This window comes from Fervidobacterium gondwanense DSM 13020, assembly GCF_900143265.1.
GTDB lineage: Bacteria > Thermotogota > Thermotogae > Thermotogales > Fervidobacteriaceae > Fervidobacterium > Fervidobacterium gondwanense.
This window is the reverse complement of record NZ_FRDJ01000004.1, coordinates 183,793-203,235: the sequence shown is the minus strand read 5'-3', so window position 1 is coordinate 203,235 and position 19,443 is coordinate 183,793. Positions and strand designations below refer to the sequence as shown.

Sequence of the window (19,443 nt, the reverse complement as noted above, 5' to 3'; positions counted from 1 at the left end):
TTCTCAACAGTCCCACTACCGATGAAATCAGAAAAGAAAGAAAGATAGTTCTTTGAGACATCAATAGCTAAAATAGCCAAAGGAATCACCTCCGGATTGAGTACAGCCTTACAACCTCGCGGTACATAAGAAAACGAGGCAAAACATTTTCCGGCAAGTAAAAAGCTGTACTCTAGTTAGGCAATCTTATTTAAGAGAACAAAGTCTCAAGGAGGGGCAACCTGAAACTATTTTACCAGAGGTGTTAAAAAATATGCATTCAATTTTCAAAGACCAATTTTAATTTTTACCGAACTTATTATACGAGGAGGGACTATTATGAATCCAGGTAAGAGTTATCCTAACTTAGTTTTTGCCATAATTCTTGGCATTTCATTTATTGTCGGCATGGCGGTGTTTGGTTATTTCTTTTATCTTTCAAAGCTGCCACAAAAGACCCTAACAGTTACTGGCAGCGCTCGGGAGATGGTGGTTTCAGACATTGCCAAATGGTCATCGAACTTTTCAGTTAAGGTTTCGGAATCAAAGCTAAACGAAGGGTTCAAGAGCATGAAAGTTTCTGAAAGGCATGTTTTGGAAATATTTAGAGAAAGTGGTATCAAAGATGATGAGATTAGTCTTTCAGCAATAAGTGTTTCCGAACTATACACAGATCCTGAGAGGATTGCCGAAAGGCAATATGTGCTTGCGCAATATATAACAGTTCAAACGAACGATGTTGAAGGAATCGCACAGAAGGCAAAGGAGATAACTCAAAAAATCCTTGATTATGGATTGGTATTTCAGTCGAACCCAGTTGAATATTATTATTCTAAACTGCCAGAAAAACGAATTCAGCTACTTTCCGAAGCCGTCAGGGATGCAAGAAGGAGAGCTGAAGAGATTGCAAGAAGCAGTAATCTGAGAGTTGGAAAAGTTATAAGTGCAAGAAGTGGCGTTGTACAGGTTCTCGCACCGAATAGTGTAGAGGTTAGTGATTATGGCACGTATGATACTTCAACGCTTGAAAAAGAAGTTATGGTAACTGTTAACGTTGTTTTTGAGGCTAAGTGAGAGTGTATTTTTGTTAATAATCTTAGTTAGAGCTTATCAAAGTTCTTAAGTATGGTAAAATAGGACGTAGACTCGAAAATGGTGAGTGAGAACACTTGGTAAAGCATGGGAAGCATAAGGAGGTATCGATATGAGAGATTACTTGGCAGAGTACAGAAAGTGGTTGGAAAGCCCGCATATAGACGAAGCGACGAAAACAGAGTTAAAAGCTATTGAGGGAAATGATGAAGAGATAAAGGAAAGGTTTTTGCTCGAGCTCGAGTTTGGAACTGCAGGTTTGAGAGGCAAGATCGGTGCTGGAACGAACAGAATGAATATCTACACAGTGGCAAGGGCTACGCAGGGACTTGCGGATTATATTAACAGCTGCGGAGAAGAATATGCGCAAAAAGGTGTGGTCATAGCCTACGATGTGCGAAGAATGTCAAAGGAATTTGCACGCATTACTGCTCAGGTGCTTGCCGGCAACGGCGTGCAGGTTTATCTGTTCGATGATATAAGACCTACGCCTGTGCTTTCCTTTGCCGTGAGGTATTTGAAGACAGCCTCTGGTATAGTTATTACTGCAAGCCACAATCCTCCGGAATACAATGGATACAAAGTATACTGGGAATACGGTTCACAGATAATGGATGACATAGCAAAGCCGATAGAAGAAAACATTAAAAAGATTGAAGATTTTGGAACGATCAAGAAGATGGATTTTGATGAGGCGATATCAAAAGGCTTGATAAAGTTAGTCGGCAAGGAAATTGATGAAGCATATTTTGAGAACGTACTATCTTTATCTCTTTGCGATGATATCGATAAGAATATTTCAATTGTTTACACACCACTCCATGGAACAGGTGGGAAGTTCGTAAGGTATGTTTTTGATAAACGTGGGTTTACGAACTATATCATCGTTCCAGAGCAAGAGATTCCAAATGGTGAATTCCCAACAGTTGAATATCCGAATCCAGAAGATTTAAAAGCGTTCAATTTGGCGCTTGATTATGCTAAAAAGCACAACGCGGACATAATCCTTGCAACTGACCCTGATGCTGACAGAAATGCCGTTATGGTGAAACACAACGGTGAGTATGTACCACTAAATGGAAACCAAACTGGTGCTCTCTTGATAGAATATTTGCTCTCTCAAAGGAAGAAGAAGGGTATACTTCCTAAGAACGGAGTCGTGATTAAGTCTATAGTAACCGGAGACCTCGGCAAGCTCATCGCTAAACAGTACGGTGTGGAAACTTTCGAGACCTTGACAGGATTCAAGAACATTTGCGGTCTTGAGAACGAACTGGAAGGCAAATACTCATTCCAATTCGGATATGAAGAGAGTATTGGGTACGTAACAGGTGATTTCGTGAGAGACAAAGACGGGGTTATGATGTCCATGTTGATCTCTGAAATGGCGGCATACTACAAAAAACAAGGTAAAACGCTTATTGACGTACTTGAATCGCTTTACAAAAATTTTGGCTATTATCTTGAAGATAATTTCTCTCTTATTTATGAAGGGCTCAAAGGTATGGAGAAGATTAGAAGAATCATGGAAGTTTTCAGAAAGAAATTCCCAAAGGTCATAGGTACTCTCGATGTAATTGAGTACATTGACTACAAAGAGAGAAAAATATACAATCAAAACGGAATTGAGATAGGCGAAGTCGAAGCGCATATACCAGCTTCGAATGTTCTGAGGTTTTTCTTGAGCGACGGTTCTTGGTATGCGATAAGGCCGTCAGGCACCGAACCGAAGTTGAAGGTTTACATTTATACTGTAGACAAGGTGAAAGACGAAGCAAAAAGAAAGTTAACTATTATCAAGGATACGATAATGAAAATTGTAAGTGAGGCTTGAGAGTAAAACGATATAAACTTGTGGTCTGAAAACACGTATGCTTGACAAATTTATTTATCTGGTGGTATAATATCTACCGGAGCCGGGGTGGCGGAATTGGCAGACGCAGCGGACTTAAAATCCGCTGGGAAGTGGATTCCCGTGTCGGTTCGACTCCGATCCCCGGCACCAGGTGGATGCAATTGAATGATTTATGAGATAAAGCTATGCGTCGCGGGGTAGAGCAGTCTGGCAGCTCGTTGGGCTCATAACCCAAAGGTCGTGGGTTCAAATCCCACCCCCGCTACCAGAAAAAACAGGGAGCTTAAAGCTCCCTGTTTTGTTTTTGACTTATGGTTTTAATTCTTATTATTGTCTGCCCGGAATATAAAGGGAGAATTTAGAAGCGATATCTTCATATGTTGGTTCAGTAAGCTGGACCACTTTTGTTGGATGGAATCTAAGACCAACGCCAAAGAAGAGAAGATATACACGTCCTGTTTTTCCAACAGATACTGTGGCATCAGGTGGTATTATGATATCGTACTTTGTTTTTATCCGGGGTTCTTTGTAGTAAAAGAATCTATAGCTCGCAAGCCCTGGTTTTAATTCTCCAGTGTAATATGTATTGTTTTTGTCTTTTACTGTGAACCAAGAGTTTTCATTCCCTACCACGAATACCATGAAGTATCCAGTTGTCGGATCGTCGTTAAGGGCTGTTAGGATTCTATCGAAATCGTACCCGAAATTTTGAAGGTAATTAGCTGCGGCAATGTACTTGTCTAACAAGGAATTTGGAGCTAACATGTTTTTCAGATTCTCGTTTTCCGACTTCATCTCAGATACTTTACTGTCAACGTATCTCTTCATCTCTTCGTACTGTTTCAAAAGTGTTGTGTAACGCACGAAGTTTCCTATCGATAAGATAACAGAGATAATGACTATTAGGAAGAACAACATTCCCAAGAAAGACGAGAAGTCTCTTGTTTTTTTCTTTTTGGTTATTGGCACTCTTATCACCCCTGAATTATTATGAAATTATCTTCGAATAAATCAAATGATCACCTGCTTTGCCCTTTTTGAAATTGCCCTCGCTTTTATGAGCAGTCCTGCAATTGCAGCAAAGATTACTGTTGAGGTTCCACCATAACTTACGAAGGGTAAAGGTATGCCGGTTACAGGTAGCATACCGAGATTCATGCCAACATTTTCGAATACATGAAAGGAGAATACAGCACAGACACCAATTGCTACGAATTCCCAAAATCTGTCTTTATACCTTCCGATATAGCTCAATCCAGCAAATATTATTGTACCATAAAGTACCAGCAAAATGATAGAACCTATTAGTCCAAATTGCTCTGCATAAGCTGAAAAGATGAAGTCGGTATACTGCATCGGGACTATGTGCATATTTGTTCCCGTGCCCAATCCGTAGCCCGTACCTGTCACTCCGCCATTTGCTATAACCGTCTTCGACATAATTGTATTGTATGCTCCGTACTGAAAGTGTTCTTGCGGATTAAATATAGCCAATATTCTTGCTCGTTGATAGTCTTTTAGCAGAAAGAAAAAAGCTAATGGCGCTATCAGCAGTCCGGCGCCAATTATTGCGAAAATGTATTTCTTATCAACATCGCTCGATAGTAGCATTGTAAACCATATGAAGAGCATCAAAATAGTCATACCTAAATCAGGTTCAAGAAAGATAAGCACGGCCGGAGAGACAGCTAACATGGATAGCAAGAACGCCTTTTCTTTTTGGTATTTTGAAAATATGTAAGCCATAAGAAGAATGATTGAAAATTTAAAAATTTCAGACGGTTGTAAATCAAATACACCAATGTCTATCCACCTTTTGGCACCGTACACAGATTTGCCTATGAACAGGACTAAAATTAGCAGTACCACTGAGGCACCGTATATGTATTTCAGATATTTTTGTATCCTTGTTTCCTTCTCGAATATTATGTAGAACATCACTACTATTGATACTAAGTCCCAAATCAACTGTTTCAGAAAGCGAGATTCTTGCGAAGTGCCAAGCACAACGCTTCTGAGTGTCAGTAAGCCTATTATCATTAATACTATGACATCTAAAATTATTATTATATCGAAAATCGAATATTCATTTTCTTTCATTTTCACTAACTTTGACTTGTACCTATGCATCTTTGCCTCCTTGTTTATGAGATTCACATAAGTTTTCGTTAACCCTTTCGACAAGCTTGCAGTATTGACACTTTTCCTCAGTTGTTGGAAATCCACAAACGGAACATTCCTTTAGCTCAACGGTATTCTCCGCTCTGAGAGTATTTCTTAGATTGTCAAAGTATCCAAAAAGTAGTCTGTGCTTAGCCCCGGGCTGCTCGTATTCAATTGCGTTTAAGTGTTTTTTATATGTTGAGCTCGTGGCTCCTTTGGAAAATGGACACTTCTGTTCCATAAATGGTATATCATTAAGGAACACATAAGCATACGTCTCTCGTTCAGAGACGTATATCAGCGGTTTCGCTTTTCTTACGAATTTATCGTGTGTTTTCTCCAACACGGGCCACTGTCTTGCCATGTATTCAACCTGCCAATTCAATATATTTCCGAAAAGAAAAGTCGCTTCGTCATCCATATTGTGTCCAGTTACAAGAACAGTAAAACCGTTTTCTACAGCATATCTGTTCATCCAATGGCGTCTAACAATGCCACATATACTGCAGACAGGCCTCTTAACGATTTGTGCCATCTCGCCTGTACCAAGCCCACCGAAGTGCTGTGTCACGTCGTATATGTTCACGCGAATTCCGGTGCGTTCTGCAAGTGCTCGGACAATTCTTTCAGCCGCATTCGTGTGTCGCCCCATTTTCAGAAATAATCCTTCTACGTTGTACCCGAGCTTATGAAGTGCATGTAATACTGCTGAGCTATCTTTTCCACTCGAGACAGCAACGAGAATTTTATCTTCCTTTGTAAACATTTTGAATTTATCTATGGCCCTTTGGACGCGTTTTTCAAAAAATTCAATGAAATGTTCTTTACACAGTCCAATGTTGTGTGCTCTAAGGTGAATAACAGCCTGATTCGAACACTTTTTACACTTCATGACCTGCCTCCTCAGTTTCGTTGTTGTAACCAAGTATAATTATACACAAAACCCCTGCTTTTGAACAGCAGGGGTTTGCCTTTTAACCAGTTATTGGAATCTTATATCAATATCTGAAGGAAAACACAGTGTTAACACCGTTGTAGTAATAGAATATCCCTATGTAATCGCCTTTCTTCACATTTTCAACAACTTTGTTCCAGTCATTTACGCTTTTCACATCGTACGAGTATCCGTTGACCGATATCCTGTAAATCACCGCGCCAACTTTTATGTAAGAATTTGTAGACTGCTTCACAATAACTCCGTCCAGACCAGCTGGAATCTTGTATGTAGACCTATCATTTGCCGTAATATCGCTGACTTTCATGTTGAAAAATTCCTTAGCGCTTTCAGACACGCCAGAACTTGTCTGTGATGGCAATTTTCCGAGCGTTACGTCGATTATCAGTTCTTTTCCTGAACGGTTTACTACAATTTTGACCTTAGTGCCTGGCGTGTAGTTTCTTGTCATTGATGTCAATTCTTCGGCGCTCTCTACAATGTTTCCGTTGAACTTTACTATTACGTCACCTTCTTTAATTCCTGCCTTTTCAGCTGGCGAACCCTTTTCAACTTGTGAGATGTAAACGCCCTTTGACACTTTTAATCCAAGGCTCTTTGCAAGTGCTTCAGTAACCGTTTGGATATACACTCCAAGATAAGCTTTCTCTACTTTTCCAGTTGCAATGATTTGATTTATGAATCTCTTAGCGGTGTTGATAGGAATCGCAAAACCTATGTTAGAAGCTTGGGTTGGGTTGATTATCGCAGTGTTGATGCCTATGACTTGTCCGTATATGTTTAGCAGAGGACCTCCACTATTGCCCGGATTTATTGCAGCGTCCGTTTGGATGAGACCAGTGTAATATCCACTTCCATCTGGTTTGGGGATTTTCCTGCCTGTTGCTGAAACAACACCAACTGTTACGGTATGTTGGAATCCGAGAGGATTTCCAATTGCTATCGCCCATTCACCGATATTAAGCTTATCAGAGTCGCCCAACTCAAGTACCGGAAGTGTCTTTGTTGGTTTTATTTTGATTACAGCTAGGTCAAGTTCTTCATCTCCTCCAATGTATTCAGCATCATACACGGAGCCGTCGAGCATCGTTACCGTTATTTTTTTCGCACCCTGAATAACGTGGAAGTTCGTCACGATGTAACCCTCTTTGCTGATTATGAATCCGGAACCAACACTGTTTGATTCTTCAAACTGTCGTGGTATATCTCCAAAGAACTGTTTATAGAACTCTCTGATGAAAGGGTCAATGTAAATCTCAGTTTGTGACACAACGTCAATCTTCACAACCGCTGGTGCTGTTGCTTTAACAACGTTGACAATCGGGCTTTGATAATCGGCGTTTACAATAGCGAATGTGCTTAGAGAAAGAATAATGAGTATACTCAAAAGTAGTTTTCTCATATAAAAACACCTCCTCTTTTGTTTTTGTTATATTGTGCAATTATATTATATCACCAGCAAGCTTAGAAAATTCTTAGAATGAAGAGTTTAAAAGAAATAGCTAAACAGTCATTTGTAAAATTTCGTAGTATTCACTTAAAATTCATTTTTGGCTATCTTATTTCAGCATGAAAGGTTTATTGCACACAGTTTTTTGCTGTTGCAACTATTTACTTTTATGAAAAAATATGATACAATGTAAATGGTACGTTACAAAACAGGAGGTGTTGTTAATGGTTATAAGACTCATCTTGGGCTCAAAAAGCGATATGTATTTCGATATTGATGAAGAAACGCCTATGCTGGTAATCTTACGTGATCTTTTCTATTCTGGTGATTGGCGTAACATGAAAAAGGATTTTGAGGATATTCAGCATCTGTACGATCAAATTCAAATGCTTGAAGCACTCGAGGAAAGGATAGCTTCTCTAAATGAAATCGTTTATGAACCGATTGTTTGGACCGAAGTTGTGGAGTTCCTTGAAAAATATGATTTGACACCTGAAAAATTACTTCATGCTACGGCTGACGGTTTGTACGAATTGGCCGTTGAATACTCTGATAAAAATTTGAACGAAGTTGCAAAAGATATTTTGAGGTTTATAATGAGATTGGACAAGAATTACGCCCCTGCGTATGAATTATACGGCAGTTTCTTACTTGAAGAAGGTGACATCGAGGGGGCTATCAAGTATTTAAATAGATCTATCGAACTGGATCCTTGGTTGATACAATCTTATTCGATAATCGGTGAAGCATACTACAACATGGGTAAATACGATAAGGCTGTGGAATACTGGGAAAAGGAGATCAAACTTTCGCCATCTAACACATTTACATATTTTATGCTCGCCGATGCTTACACAAAAATCAATGAGATTCAAAAAGCTATCGAAGTGCTCGAAAACTTCAGGAAAACATCTGAGAACAACATCATCGCTCTTTACGAACTTTCAGAGCTCTACGCAAAAGCAGGAAATGATGGAAAGGCTCGCGAATATGAAAGCTTGATACTTGAAATGGATCCAAAGAGCGATCCAAACGGTGTTGAGATTTGGGCAAAAGTGCACTTGAAGAAAGGAAATTACGAAAAAGTCATACAGACTGTTGAAACTATAATTAACGCCAACCCAGACGCAAGACATCTCAACCTGATACTCGCTGTTGCATATATAAAGATGAATCAAATCGAAAAGGCAAGAAGGATCGTCGATGAGTTGAAGAGTGATAACTTCTGGTATTTGTACGGCAAGAGAGAGTTCTTTGATGAACTACTTACTCAGTCGGAGAAAGAGCTATGTGGGATAAAATAGTGCTTTTGTTTTCATTTGTTATAGGCACGGTATTCGGTAGTTTTGCGAATGTTTTAATATATAGACCAATTGCGGGGCTCAAGATAAATGAGCCCCGTTTTTCAATGTGTCCAGTTTGCAAAAAAAGGATAGCTTGGTACGATAATATTCCGTTGCTGAGTTACATCATTCTCCGTGGGCGCTGTAGAACTTGCGGTAGCAAGATTTCTCTCAGGTACCCAATTATAGAGCTCGTCTTTGGTATAGTTTTCCTTCTTAACCATATCATCTTTCCTTTGGATATAGCTACCTGTTTTGATTTATTGTTCTTAGTAAATTTGCCAGCTGTATTTACAGATTTGAAGATGATGCTTCTTCCGGATTACACGTGGATTGTAACGCTTGGGGTTGGGATATACTTAAACATACAATATTTTCGTTCGTTCATACTTCTTGACCTTATAGGTGGTATACTTGCTCTATCCATACTTCTTTTTTTAAGATGGAGATACAAAGGAGGTATCGGAGAGGGCGATATTTTCCTTTTCCCGGTTTATTCTTTCGCTGTAGGTTTTTTGTTCATGCCATTCTTGATGTTTATTTCCTCCATAAGTGGGCTTCTTTTTTCCAAGTTCCGTAAAAGCAGAGTTGTACCATTTGGTCCTTTCATTATAGCGACCGGATACTTATTTTTGATGATAAGGTTAATAAATAATATATAGGAAATTTTTAAGCATATCTAAAATTGTCCAATGAAGTGTGATGTGTTATAATTTAAGTCAGTGGAAAGATCCGAAAAAACTTATACCAATTTTCAGGAGGCCAAGTAATGCGAGTAACAATCGCAATTTTACTTTTTGGTATTATAATTTTCTTTTCTTTTTTTGTTAGAATCATGCCCTTGAAGTATTATGACATAGTTGTTCAGTACTCTGGAAAATTGGATCCGTTACTTGTTGTAAGTGTCATAAGGACAGAAAGCAGTTTTAGACCAGATGCTGTTTCAAATATGGGAGCCTACGGTTTAATGCAGCTTATGCCGTCAACAGCAGAATGGGTGAACAAAAAGTTCAAAACAAACTATGACTACACAACCATTGAAGGAAATATTGCCTTAGGCTGTCTTTATTTGAACTACTTGCTTGAAAAAGATGGAGATTTGAAGACTGCACTTGTACATTACAACACAGGCCCGTACGCTCCGGACGATGTAAAAAGTGATGCGGGTGAGCGATATGTTTTTAAAGTGATGCGATATTACAAGCTTTACACCTTCCTTTATGGAAGGTTGGGGGGAATGAGAAGATGATTGTGCTGACAAGTGCTCAAATGAAAGAGCTTGAAAAGAAGACTATCGAAGATTTTGAAATCTCTGAAGAGATTTTAATGGAGAGAGCGGGCATATCGGTTGTCCAGTCGATATGGAATGAATACGGCGACTTAACTTCAAAGAGTTTTGTCGTTGTTTGCGGTACAGGCAATAATGGTGGAGATGGATATGTTATCGCGAGAGATTTGCTCAACTATACGGAAGCCGTCAGAGTTATTTCTTTGGGTGAGCCAAAAACTGACATAAGCAGGAAAAATCATAGCAGGTATCTTAAACATGGTGGTGTTTGCTACAACTTTAATGATATAGGAATTGAGGAAACCTCAAAAATCATATCAGAAGCTGATATCGTTATCGATGCGCTTTTCGGAACAGGTCTGAATAAAGATATCACTGACGAAAAGATAACAAGCTTAATAGAACTTATGAACATTTATTCAAAGTGCATTGTTTCGGTTGATATACCATCCGGCGTTTGTGCTGATAGCGGAAAGATAATGGGAAGTGCGATTCAAGCTGATTTGACAGTTACATTTGGCTATGCCAAACCCGGTCATTTGCTTTTCCCTGGTCGTGAACTCACAGGCAAGTTAAAGGTAGCACGCATTGGCATTCCTACCTTAGACATATTGTATACAGGTATTCAACGCCATCTTCTTACAGAAGACGAAATAAAATTGCCAGAAAGGCCAAGATGGGCGAACAAAAGCACTTTTGCCGAAGTTATAATAATAGGAGGTTCAAAGAAGTACGTTGGAGCCCCAATACTGACGGCTCTTGCCGCACAAAGAAGTGGGGCCGGAATGGTGAAGATATTATCACAAAAAGAGGTTTGCCGGTGTGCACTTAACCATGATCCCTCACTTATCTGTGTCGATATTGGTGAGAGCTTTAACGGTAAACATGTCTTGGAGTATCTTGAAAATTTGAAAAATAACACTGTTATTGTAGTGGGACCTGGATGGGACTTAGAAAATCTTGAAGAGAAGCTTAATATTCTTGATTATCTGATCAGGTTGCCGAATCCACTTATAATAGATGCTGATGGTTTGAATATCCTTTCGAACAAGACAAGCATGCTAAAAATGAAGAGTTTTGAGAAGAACATTATACTGACGCCTCACCCAGGTGAATTCTCAAGATTGACCGGAGAAACTATCAAAGAAGTGAAGCAGAATTACGAAAGGGTCGAAAGTTTTTCACGAAATTATAATGTGATCACCGTTTTGAAAGATTCAACATCGATAATTTCAGATGGAGCCAATACCTATTTCAATATAACCGGAAACACGTCCCTTTCAAAAGCAGGCAGCGGCGATATTCTTTCAGGAATCATAAGCGCTCTCTTATCGCAGCATCTTGAATCCATTGAAGCAGTTAAGACTGCTGTTTATAAGCTTGGCTTAGCTGCGGAACTCGTGCCAAACGAAGGTATGAATAGTGCGTTTCAATTACTGAACCTTATACCTAATACCATGGCGAAACATACGAAATAAGAGGTACAACATCTTGGGGGGAATGTAAATGGATTTTGGAACTTTCAACTCTCAGAATGGAAATGGTTTTTCGAATCTTTCCGAGTCAGTTGAACGGTTTATAAGAACACTTATAGCTAATAATGAACTATCTCTTGCCAGAAACATCCTTAGCGCACTCGGTAAGAATTACAATCACCTCCTTTTTGAGCTCGAAGTAAAGGCTGGAAATTACTCAAAAGCTGTTGAGATATTCAACTACCTTTCCGAACAGCATCAGCGTTCTTACTTACATATAGTTGACGCGATTGAAAAAGACTCTTCACGTATTTCGGAAGCCTTGGAGAAAATACTTAAAGAGGTACAAGCAGAGAATTATCCAATAGCGATTGCAGAATTGCAGAAGGTAAAGAAAGAATTCCCGCAAGTAACCGAGATAGTAGCAACGGAATTGCTTGCTGCAATGAGACGTGGAGATTCTAAAAAAATCCAACTCCTAAAAGATATCCTAAGACAACTTGATAAAGGGCATCCAGTTCTGTTGCAGATAAAGAAGGGCAAATCTTTTTCAAATTTGCTATTGCCATTAGCCGTGATATTGCTTTTTGTCATTGTATTTGCTAATTTTATAATCTCTTTCATAGACTTTACTCATCCTGGCGGGCTGGAGCTTTCCGGCGTTATGAAGAGGCTTGATTCTCTTAGTAAACAACTCGAAGAATACAATGGAAGAATTGACGAACAGTACAAAAAGCTCTCAGAAACTGTCGAGAGCATTAGAGCAAGTCTCGAATACCTCGATAAGAAGTTGGACATACAATTACAGACCAGTACCTCCGGAAATGTAGATCCAAGTAATTTGGTGAATGCACTATATGATCAGCTTGGCTACATAAAATCGAAGCTTGTAACTGTTGAGAGCGAGATTTCAAATCTATCAAGAAGTATTACCTCTGTCAAAGCTAATACCACAATAGAAAAGGAGCCGGAGCAGACAGTAGTTTATAATACATATAACTCGATAGATACCTCTATGATCCAGAAGTTAGTAAACCAAGTCCAATTACTGAACGGTAAAGTAGAACAAGTGGAAGCTAAAATGAACAAGATACAAGACTTCTTAGTGTCAAAAGTTCAAACACAGGCTGATTCACAAAGTGTTTCTCAAACTAATGTTGAAGACGTGAATGATGAAATCATTCTAAAGCTTGATGCAGAATTTAAGACCTTAAAAGAGAGAATATCTAATCTTGAGGTTGCCATGATTGAACTTTCAAGAAAAGTGACTGAGAATAACGTGGCTGCCTTGGAAAAGAAAATCGATGCAATCTTCCAACAGCTGAGTGACATAACCTCGGTCATCTTGAGAGGAAACTCGGCAAGTGAAAGAGGCGATACGTTACAATCGTACGATATAGTGAGCAGACTGAGTAATATTGAGTTAGAAATTGTTTCTATCACATCTGAAATGAAAGAAATCAAAAATGCAATGTCTTTACTCAGAAGTAGTGTTGAAGAGAACCAGAAAAACCTTTCTGCATCACGTAATAGCGATTCTCAGCTGTTATCTTTAGACCAAAAGGTGTCTGAACTCCTGAAGCTGACAAATTCTATGAAAGACTCTATAGATGAGCTGAGCAACCAAGATAACACGTACAAATCTGATAAGACAACACAAACTGACTTAACTGTATTGAAAAAAAAGATAGATGATATTTCTAAACAGCTCACGGAATTAAGCTCGAGCATTGCAAGAATAAGTGCATCAGCCGAGAACGGAAAGGACTCCGAGATATCTAACATAACCGATAAATTGAATAGTATTGAGTCAGGAATTCTCACAAGGGTAGAGGATATATCTAAACAGTTGGCTCAGCTGAGTACGAAAATTTCAGAGATAAGTACCGTGAAAAGTGATGAGGTTAATCCAGAAGTATCTGGTATGATCGACAGACTAAACAACATAGAATCACAAATTAACGCAATTACGTCCGAAATAAAAGAAGTTAAAGACAGTGTTGGAACACTGAGCAAAGATGTTCGAGAGAAGACTGCAACATCATTAAGTGATAGTTCTGAATTACAAGCTCTAAGTCAGAAAGTATTTGAGCTTTCGAAACAGGTAAATGAGATAAAGAATTCTTTAAATTCGCTAAGTGGGCAAAATGAGACTTACAGGTCTAACTTATCTAGTATGGATACTAAACTCTCATCTCTTTCTGAAAGTATTACAGATTTGAGAAACCAGTTATCAAAAATGTCGAGTGAATTTGATAGTTTGAAAGCCAGCCTTTCAACATTATCGTCAAAGGTAGATTCATTGTCCCAGAAAGTTATAGATAGTAATTCTTCTAACACTGTGAAAAAAGAAAATGACAGCAGCCAAACGAACAAAACTACAAGTAACGGAAGCGTAAGCGCAGATACCAACAATTCTAATGGTAGCCAACAAAATGTACAAGAAATAATAAGGCAGACAAAGGATTTAAGAGAACTGTTCTTGATTGGTCTGCGCTTCTACACAAACGGAAATTACAGCAACGCGAGTGTTATATTTGATTATCTAGAAGTTCAGCTAAAGGACATTGACGTTTATTTCAAAGAAGACGTATATTATTACAACATACTTTGTTACATAAATCAGGGTAAGGTGGACTTAGCTCGCCAGAAATACGAAACATACAAGAAAGTGTATCCCACAGGTCAGTACAGAAGCGAGCTTGCAAGTTATTTCAAATAGTTAAATAAATGCAATGTGAGGTGTTAGTCTTGAGTAGTGTTTTTGAGGGAAAATCATCTTCAAATCTTTACGTTCGCGAGATAAAGCCTGCTGATTTCGATTACCTACCGTTAGATTGGAGTAAGATATTTGGAAACAATAACAATTTGATTGTCGAAATAGGGTTCGGTGGCGGAGAATTTTTGCAACGTTATGCGTCGAAACATCCTGAGAAAAATTTCGTTGGATTTGAAGTCTCAATTACATCTATGAAAAAAGCACACAATAGAATAAAGGATCTTGAAAATGTTAGGTTAGTAATTACAGATGCGCGATTTGGAATGCGTGAATTCTTTGGACCAAAGAGTGTTGAAAAGGTGATAATGAACTTTCCAATTCCTTGGGATAAAAAATCGCACGAAAGAAGAAGGGTTATAGTTCCGGAGTTCTTTGAGACACTTTCAAATGTACTCGAAGATGACGGAACTTTCGAACTTGCGACCGATGTCGAATGGTATGCACGGCAAACTATAGAGATAGCCCAGGAAAAAGGTTTTGAATTGATGAGTTTTGTGGAGAATCCGGACAGAGAGATTAAGACAAGGTACGAGCAGAAGTGGATAAAGTACGGAAGAAATATTTATTCTGTAATCTTGAGAAAAAAGACTCATCTTGAGGTCGAAAGATTGATAGGAGGGCATCATGAAATGCCACATGCAAAATGTGCGGTCAACGAAAGCAAATTTGATGAACTGAAAGGAAAAGTGTTCAAGGACAGGTCAAAGGTAGTGGTTGTAAAGGGCTTGTACAAACAGATGGAAGGAAAGGCTTATTTGATAAAGATAATCTCAACCGATGGTGAATTTCAGCAGCACTATTATTTAGTAGCGTATCCAGAAGACCTTTCGGAAGAAAATTCAAAAGAATGGATTATAAAACTTGACAGCGCTTCAAATCCTTACAGAACACCGGCTGTTAAGTGGTCTGTACAAGTTTTGGCTGACTTTCTGTCGCAATGATGCTGCATAGTATTGTAACATTATCTTTGAATTCTTTATGGGGTGGGTATTTATGAAATACTTTGTCCTTGGTGCAGGCAGTTGGGGGTGTACTATCGCCCAACTTCTCAAAGACAACGGTCACGATGTAATGCTGTGGGCTCATACAAAGGAACATGCTGACGATTTAAATAAAAGAAAAACGATGCCACACATTCCGGATGCGAAATTGGACGTATTAGTCACGAACGATATAAATGAAGGGAAAACTGCAGATGTCATAGTCCTTGCAGTTCCTGTCCAATACATAAGAGGAGTGCTTGAAAAGATAAATTTCAAAGTTAACGTTATTCTGAACTTGTCGAAGGGTATTGAGATATCTTCGGGGAAGAGAGTTTCAGAAATTGTTGATGAAGTATTGAAATGTCCGTATGCGATCCTTTCAGGTCCTTCACACGCTGAGGAAGTAGCGTTACACCTGCCTACCGCAGTTGTAGTTGCTGGGCACATGGCTGAAGTATTCCAAAAAGAGTTCTCGAACGAGTATTTTAGAGTCTACGTGCACGATGATGTAGCAGGTGTAGAGCTGGCGGGTGCATTAAAGAACGTTATAGCGATAGCGGCTGGTATAGTTGATGGGCTGGGCGGTTGGGACAATGCAAAAGCGGCGTTAATTACGAGAGGGTTGTACGAGATTGCGAAGTTCTCAGCAGCGTTCGGAGCTAATCCACTAACGTTTATGGGACTTGCTGGAATTGGTGATCTTGTTGTCACCTGTGGAAGTAAGCACAGCCGAAATAGAAGATATGGCGAAATGGTGGCAAAAGGGTATGACCCTATACACTTGCTGGAAGCAAGTAAAGAGATTGTAGAAGGTGCTTACACTTGTAAGGCAATAATAGAGAACTACGGCGATAAATTCGATCTTCCGATAATATCGGAAGTATACCAAGTTATCTACAACAGAAAATCACCTGTTGAGTCGATAAAATCGTTGATGAACAGGAGTTTAAAAGTAGAGATGGGGGAAGTAATGAAATGGCTGGAAGAGAATTTGAAAGATTAGTGGAGATAATGGCAACACTCCGTGGCGAAAATGGATGCGATTGGGACAAAGCACAAACTCACGAAACTCTTAAACCATACTTGATTGAAGAAGCGTACGAAGTCCTAAACGCTATTGACTTAAATGACGACGAAGAATTAAAAGAAGAACTTGGCGATGTGCTTCTGCAAGTTGTTTTTCACTCGCAAATCGCTTCAGAACGCGGTGCTTTTACGATAAAGGACGTAATCGATACACTGAACGATAAACTCATTAGAAGGCATCCACATGTATTTGGAGATGCGCAAGGGTACTCTTATGCTCGTTGGGAAGAGATAAAGGCAAAAGAGAAAGGCGAAAAGAGAAGAACGAGCATAGGAGACGTGAATCACGCACTACCGGGATTGTCTCTGGCACGCAGAGTGCAAGAAAATGCAGCGGGCGTGGGATTTGATTGGACGAAAATCGAGGACGTCTGGGATAAAGTTGAAGAAGAGATAGAAGAACTACGAAGAGCAAAAAACCAAGAAGAAATAGAAGAAGAATTTGGCGACTTGCTATTTGCGATTGTGAATCTTGCGAGGTTTATGAATGTTGATCCTGAGAGTGCTATCAGAAAGGCTACAGAAAAGTTTATCCTAAGGTTTGAAAAGATGGAAAAGATGATAGAAAACGACGGGAAAAAGTTAGAGGGCATGACTTTGGAAGAGATGGACAGTTACTGGAACTCAGTCAAAAGTAAAGAAGAGAAAGAAGAGGATGAGAACGCATGATAGTTTATGGAAGGAACGTGCTTAGAGAATTGCTTCTCAGCTCACAACCTGTTAAAATGATTTACTTTTCAGATTCACACGATAAAGACCTCGACGAGCTGATTGAAAAAGTCAAAGAGAAAAGACTGCCTTTTACGATAGCGCCTAAGCAGGTTCTCAAAAGACTCTGTGGAGAAGAGAAGAATCAAGGTGTTGTTATAGATATAGGCGAATTTCAGTATTATGACGAATCATATCTTCCGGAGAATCCGTTCATCGTTTTGCTTGATCAAGTTCAAGATCCACAGAACCTTGGCTCGATAGTTAGAACATGTGTGGCTGCTGGTGTTGATATGGTCGTCTTGACGAAAGATAACAGTGCACACGTAACACCGGGTGCAATAAAAGCATCTGCAGGTACGATATTTCGTATACCGATAGTCATAGTGGTCAACTTAGCACGTTATATTGAGAAACTCAAAGAAAAAGGGGTTTGGATTTACGGAGCGCACATGCAAGGAAAACCCATCTGGGATATAGAACTTTCAAGACCACTTGGTATAGTTCTGGGTAATGAGGGAAGTGGCATTCGGCAGCTTGTGAAGGAATCTTGCGATGATTTGATAGCGATACCTATGAAGACACCAATCGATTCTCTAAACGTCTCTGTGAGTGCTGGTATAATAATTTATGAAGTCTTGAGAAGAGAGATGAGATAAGTGAAAATTTTATCTGGAAGTCACTTTATCTCGAGCGAATACGATGTTGACATACTTATAACAACAGATGTAAAAGGCTATAATTTCTCAGTACCTTATACTTTTTATTTCGATGGCAACAAAGTGTATATTTATCAATACGGAATACTCAAATACACGATCGATAAGAAAATCGATGTCAAATTTGAAGACTTCATACTAAGAGTACTAATAGGAAACGAGATAGGCATAATTGAAAATTACGATAAAGCAAAACCAGACTTGTTTGTCTGCTTCGAAAAGACTAACTATCCGTCGAAGTTCTTTTACAGAAAAGCGCAGATGTGGGTAGGTGCTCAAGTTAGTAATGTGAATGTTTTTGGGCATATAATATACAATGGTGTTGTTAACAGAATGTTATTTTCCTCAAAATCTCAAGACGGAAGGTTATTTGAAGGCACGACGTACGTGTTATTAAATAACGAAGAGCTCGTCTTCGGCAATCAGGAGTGATTATTTTGTTCGAATCGGACAATTCTAACTTAGTCACCTTAGTTGCTTTCTGTACTTCAGGGTTGGAAGGTGCGGTGGCCGTTGAGCTCAGAAAATACGGATATAAAATCGTATATTCCTCCTCAGGGAGGATATTTTTTACTGCGCCATTAAATGATATACCTTTTCTAAATATGAAAATAAAATCAGCAGACAGGATCACAATACTTGTCGCAAAATTCCATGCTGAAACGTTTGATGAGTTATTTGCCGGCGTTAGGAGTTCGAATCTGAATAAGTATGTTGAAAAAAACGCCAAAATTGTTATTGAAAAATTAAAGATAACAAATTCTAAGCTAAGCGCCACAGGTGCTGTTGCATCAGTGGCAAAAAAAGCGATGATGGAAAACATAGGTGGCAGCAACGAAAGTGGTCCGATATATGAGGTGATATTGCTCATAAAAGACAATGAAGTGCATCTGATTTTGGACACAACAGGAAGCGATTCACTTTCAAAGCGCGGATATAGAATAAAGAGTGGTAAAGCGCCACTAAGGGAAACGATCGCGGCTGGTATCATTCTTCTTTCAAGGTGGAGTGGAGGTCCACTATTTGACCTGTTCTGCGGTAGTGGAACTATACCTATTGAGGCATCAACTTTGGAACTTCCGAATGTTCGTCGAAAGTATTCATCAGAAGAATGGAAAATTCTGAAAGAGATTTGGAAGAGGACGAAAAGAGATCTTAGAGATGAATTCAAAGCGTATGATGTGAATGATGGCATAATTGTTGGAAGCGACAAAGATTGCAAGGTGATTCAAATAGCTCGAGAAAATTACAGGCGAGCGATAGAGGTTTTTGGCTCGGCGCGCAATGCTGAATTCAGATGCTCTGACTTTAAAGATTTAACAGTTTTCGAAGATAGGGCGTGGGTTATTTCCAACTTACCTTATGGAGAACGCCTCAAAGGAGAAGAAATATTATCATTCCTTCCAAAATTGAGAGAAAAATTCCCAAATTCGAACTTCTACCTTCTGCACCCGAGCGGAGAGCTCGAAAAACTCTTGGGGAAGGCAAGTAAGAAAATCAGGTTCCAGAACAGTGGTATATGGACTTACCTTTATATGTATTATTAAAGCAATGTTAAGTGGCATAGC

17 protein-coding genes and 2 tRNA genes are annotated in these 19,443 nt (G+C 39.1%); 15 read left to right on the top strand and 4 right to left on the bottom strand.

Translation table 11 applies throughout. The features are described from left to right. Window positions 1–318 precede the first annotated feature (318 nt). The 4 genes from BUA11_RS05410 (at window position 319) to BUA11_RS05395 (ending at window position 3,194) form a co-directional block, all read left to right on the top strand. The gene (locus BUA11_RS05410; protein WP_072759161.1) at window positions 319–1,053 is read left to right on the top strand and encodes an SIMPL domain-containing protein; all 735 of its coding nucleotides are present in this window, start codon (window positions 319–321) and stop codon (window positions 1,051–1,053) included. A gap of 130 nt (window positions 1,054–1,183) precedes the next feature. After that, on the top strand, window positions 1,184–2,905 hold the full coding sequence (locus BUA11_RS05405) for a phospho-sugar mutase (protein ID WP_072759159.1): 1,722 nt from the start codon (window positions 1,184–1,186) through the stop codon (window positions 2,903–2,905). Window positions 2,906–2,986: 81 nt separating this feature from the next. Continuing rightward, window positions 2,987–3,076, top strand: a tRNA-Leu gene (locus tag BUA11_RS05400). A 41-nt stretch (window positions 3,077–3,117) separates the two neighbouring features. Continuing rightward, window positions 3,118–3,194: transfer RNA gene (locus tag BUA11_RS05395), tRNA-Met, on the top strand. Between the two features lie 59 nt (window positions 3,195–3,253). On the opposite strand, the gene BUA11_RS05390 is transcribed toward BUA11_RS05395, so the two are convergent. From BUA11_RS05390 to BUA11_RS05375, 4 genes are all read right to left on the bottom strand, one after another. Continuing rightward, on the bottom strand, window positions 3,254–3,895 hold the full coding sequence (locus BUA11_RS05390) for a hypothetical protein (RefSeq protein ID WP_084634369.1): 642 nt from the start codon (window positions 3,893–3,895) through the stop codon (window positions 3,254–3,256). 42 nt (window positions 3,896–3,937) lie between these two features. Then, window positions 3,938–5,056, bottom strand: a complete 1,119-nt coding sequence (locus BUA11_RS05385; RefSeq protein WP_084634368.1) for an FtsW/RodA/SpoVE family cell cycle protein — start codon at window positions 5,054–5,056, stop codon at window positions 3,938–3,940. Then, window positions 5,049–5,981, bottom strand: coding sequence for a TIGR00269 family protein (locus BUA11_RS05380; protein WP_072759157.1), 933 nt, complete (start codon window positions 5,979–5,981; stop codon window positions 5,049–5,051). Before BUA11_RS05380 ends, BUA11_RS05385 begins: the two co-directional genes overlap by 8 nt. A 106-nt stretch (window positions 5,982–6,087) precedes the next feature. Further along, window positions 6,088–7,446 (bottom strand): Do family serine endopeptidase, encoded by a 1,359-nt coding sequence (locus BUA11_RS05375; RefSeq protein ID WP_072759155.1) that lies wholly within the window; start codon window positions 7,444–7,446, stop codon window positions 6,088–6,090. A gap of 272 nt (window positions 7,447–7,718) precedes the next feature. Between BUA11_RS05375 and BUA11_RS05370 the strand changes: the two genes are divergently transcribed. The 11 genes from BUA11_RS05370 to BUA11_RS05320 all read left to right on the top strand — a co-directional run bounded on the left by BUA11_RS05370 (window position 7,719) and on the right by BUA11_RS05320 (window position 19,422). Beyond that, on the top strand, window positions 7,719–8,798 hold the full coding sequence (locus BUA11_RS05370) for a tetratricopeptide repeat protein (protein WP_072759153.1): 1,080 nt from the start codon (window positions 7,719–7,721) through the stop codon (window positions 8,796–8,798). After that, window positions 8,783–9,499, top strand: a complete 717-nt coding sequence (locus BUA11_RS05365) for a prepilin peptidase (protein ID WP_072759151.1) — start codon at window positions 8,783–8,785, stop codon at window positions 9,497–9,499. Before BUA11_RS05370 ends, BUA11_RS05365 begins: the two co-directional genes overlap by 16 nt. A 107-nt stretch (window positions 9,500–9,606) precedes the next feature. Further along, window positions 9,607–10,086: a lytic transglycosylase domain-containing protein gene (locus BUA11_RS05360; protein WP_072759149.1), complete on the top strand. Its 480-nt coding sequence runs from the start codon at window positions 9,607–9,609 to the stop codon at window positions 10,084–10,086. After that, window positions 10,083–11,603 (top strand): bifunctional ADP-dependent NAD(P)H-hydrate dehydratase/NAD(P)H-hydrate epimerase, encoded by a 1,521-nt coding sequence (locus tag BUA11_RS05355; protein WP_072759147.1) that lies wholly within the window; start codon window positions 10,083–10,085, stop codon window positions 11,601–11,603. Before BUA11_RS05360 ends, BUA11_RS05355 begins: the two co-directional genes overlap by 4 nt. A gap of 28 nt (window positions 11,604–11,631) precedes the next feature. Next, the gene (locus BUA11_RS05350) at window positions 11,632–14,322 is read left to right on the top strand and encodes a hypothetical protein (RefSeq protein WP_072759145.1); all 2,691 of its coding nucleotides are present in this window, start codon (window positions 11,632–11,634) and stop codon (window positions 14,320–14,322) included. A 29-nt stretch (window positions 14,323–14,351) separates the two neighbouring features. Continuing rightward, entirely contained in the window at window positions 14,352–15,320 is a 969-nt protein-coding gene (trmB, locus tag BUA11_RS05345) for a tRNA (guanosine(46)-N7)-methyltransferase TrmB (RefSeq protein WP_072759143.1), read from the top strand. Between the two features lie 52 nt (window positions 15,321–15,372). After that, on the top strand, window positions 15,373–16,365 hold the full coding sequence (locus BUA11_RS05340; protein WP_072759141.1) for an NAD(P)H-dependent glycerol-3-phosphate dehydrogenase: 993 nt from the start codon (window positions 15,373–15,375) through the stop codon (window positions 16,363–16,365). Further along, a complete protein-coding gene (mazG, locus tag BUA11_RS05335) occupies window positions 16,338–17,117 on the top strand; it encodes a nucleoside triphosphate pyrophosphohydrolase (protein WP_072759139.1) in 780 nt (259 codons plus the stop codon). The genes BUA11_RS05340 and mazG overlap by 28 nt, the downstream gene beginning before the upstream one ends. Further along, window positions 17,114–17,815: a 23S rRNA (guanosine(2251)-2'-O)-methyltransferase RlmB gene (gene rlmB, locus BUA11_RS05330; protein ID WP_072759137.1), complete on the top strand. Its 702-nt coding sequence runs from the start codon at window positions 17,114–17,116 to the stop codon at window positions 17,813–17,815. The genes mazG and rlmB overlap by 4 nt, the downstream gene beginning before the upstream one ends. Then, window positions 17,816–18,307, top strand: coding sequence for a hypothetical protein (locus tag BUA11_RS05325; protein WP_072759135.1), 492 nt, complete (start codon window positions 17,816–17,818; stop codon window positions 18,305–18,307). Then, on the top strand, window positions 18,304–19,422 hold the full coding sequence (locus tag BUA11_RS05320; protein WP_084634366.1) for a THUMP domain-containing class I SAM-dependent RNA methyltransferase: 1,119 nt from the start codon (window positions 18,304–18,306) through the stop codon (window positions 19,420–19,422). Before BUA11_RS05325 ends, BUA11_RS05320 begins: the two co-directional genes overlap by 4 nt. Window positions 19,423–19,443 lie beyond the last annotated feature (21 nt).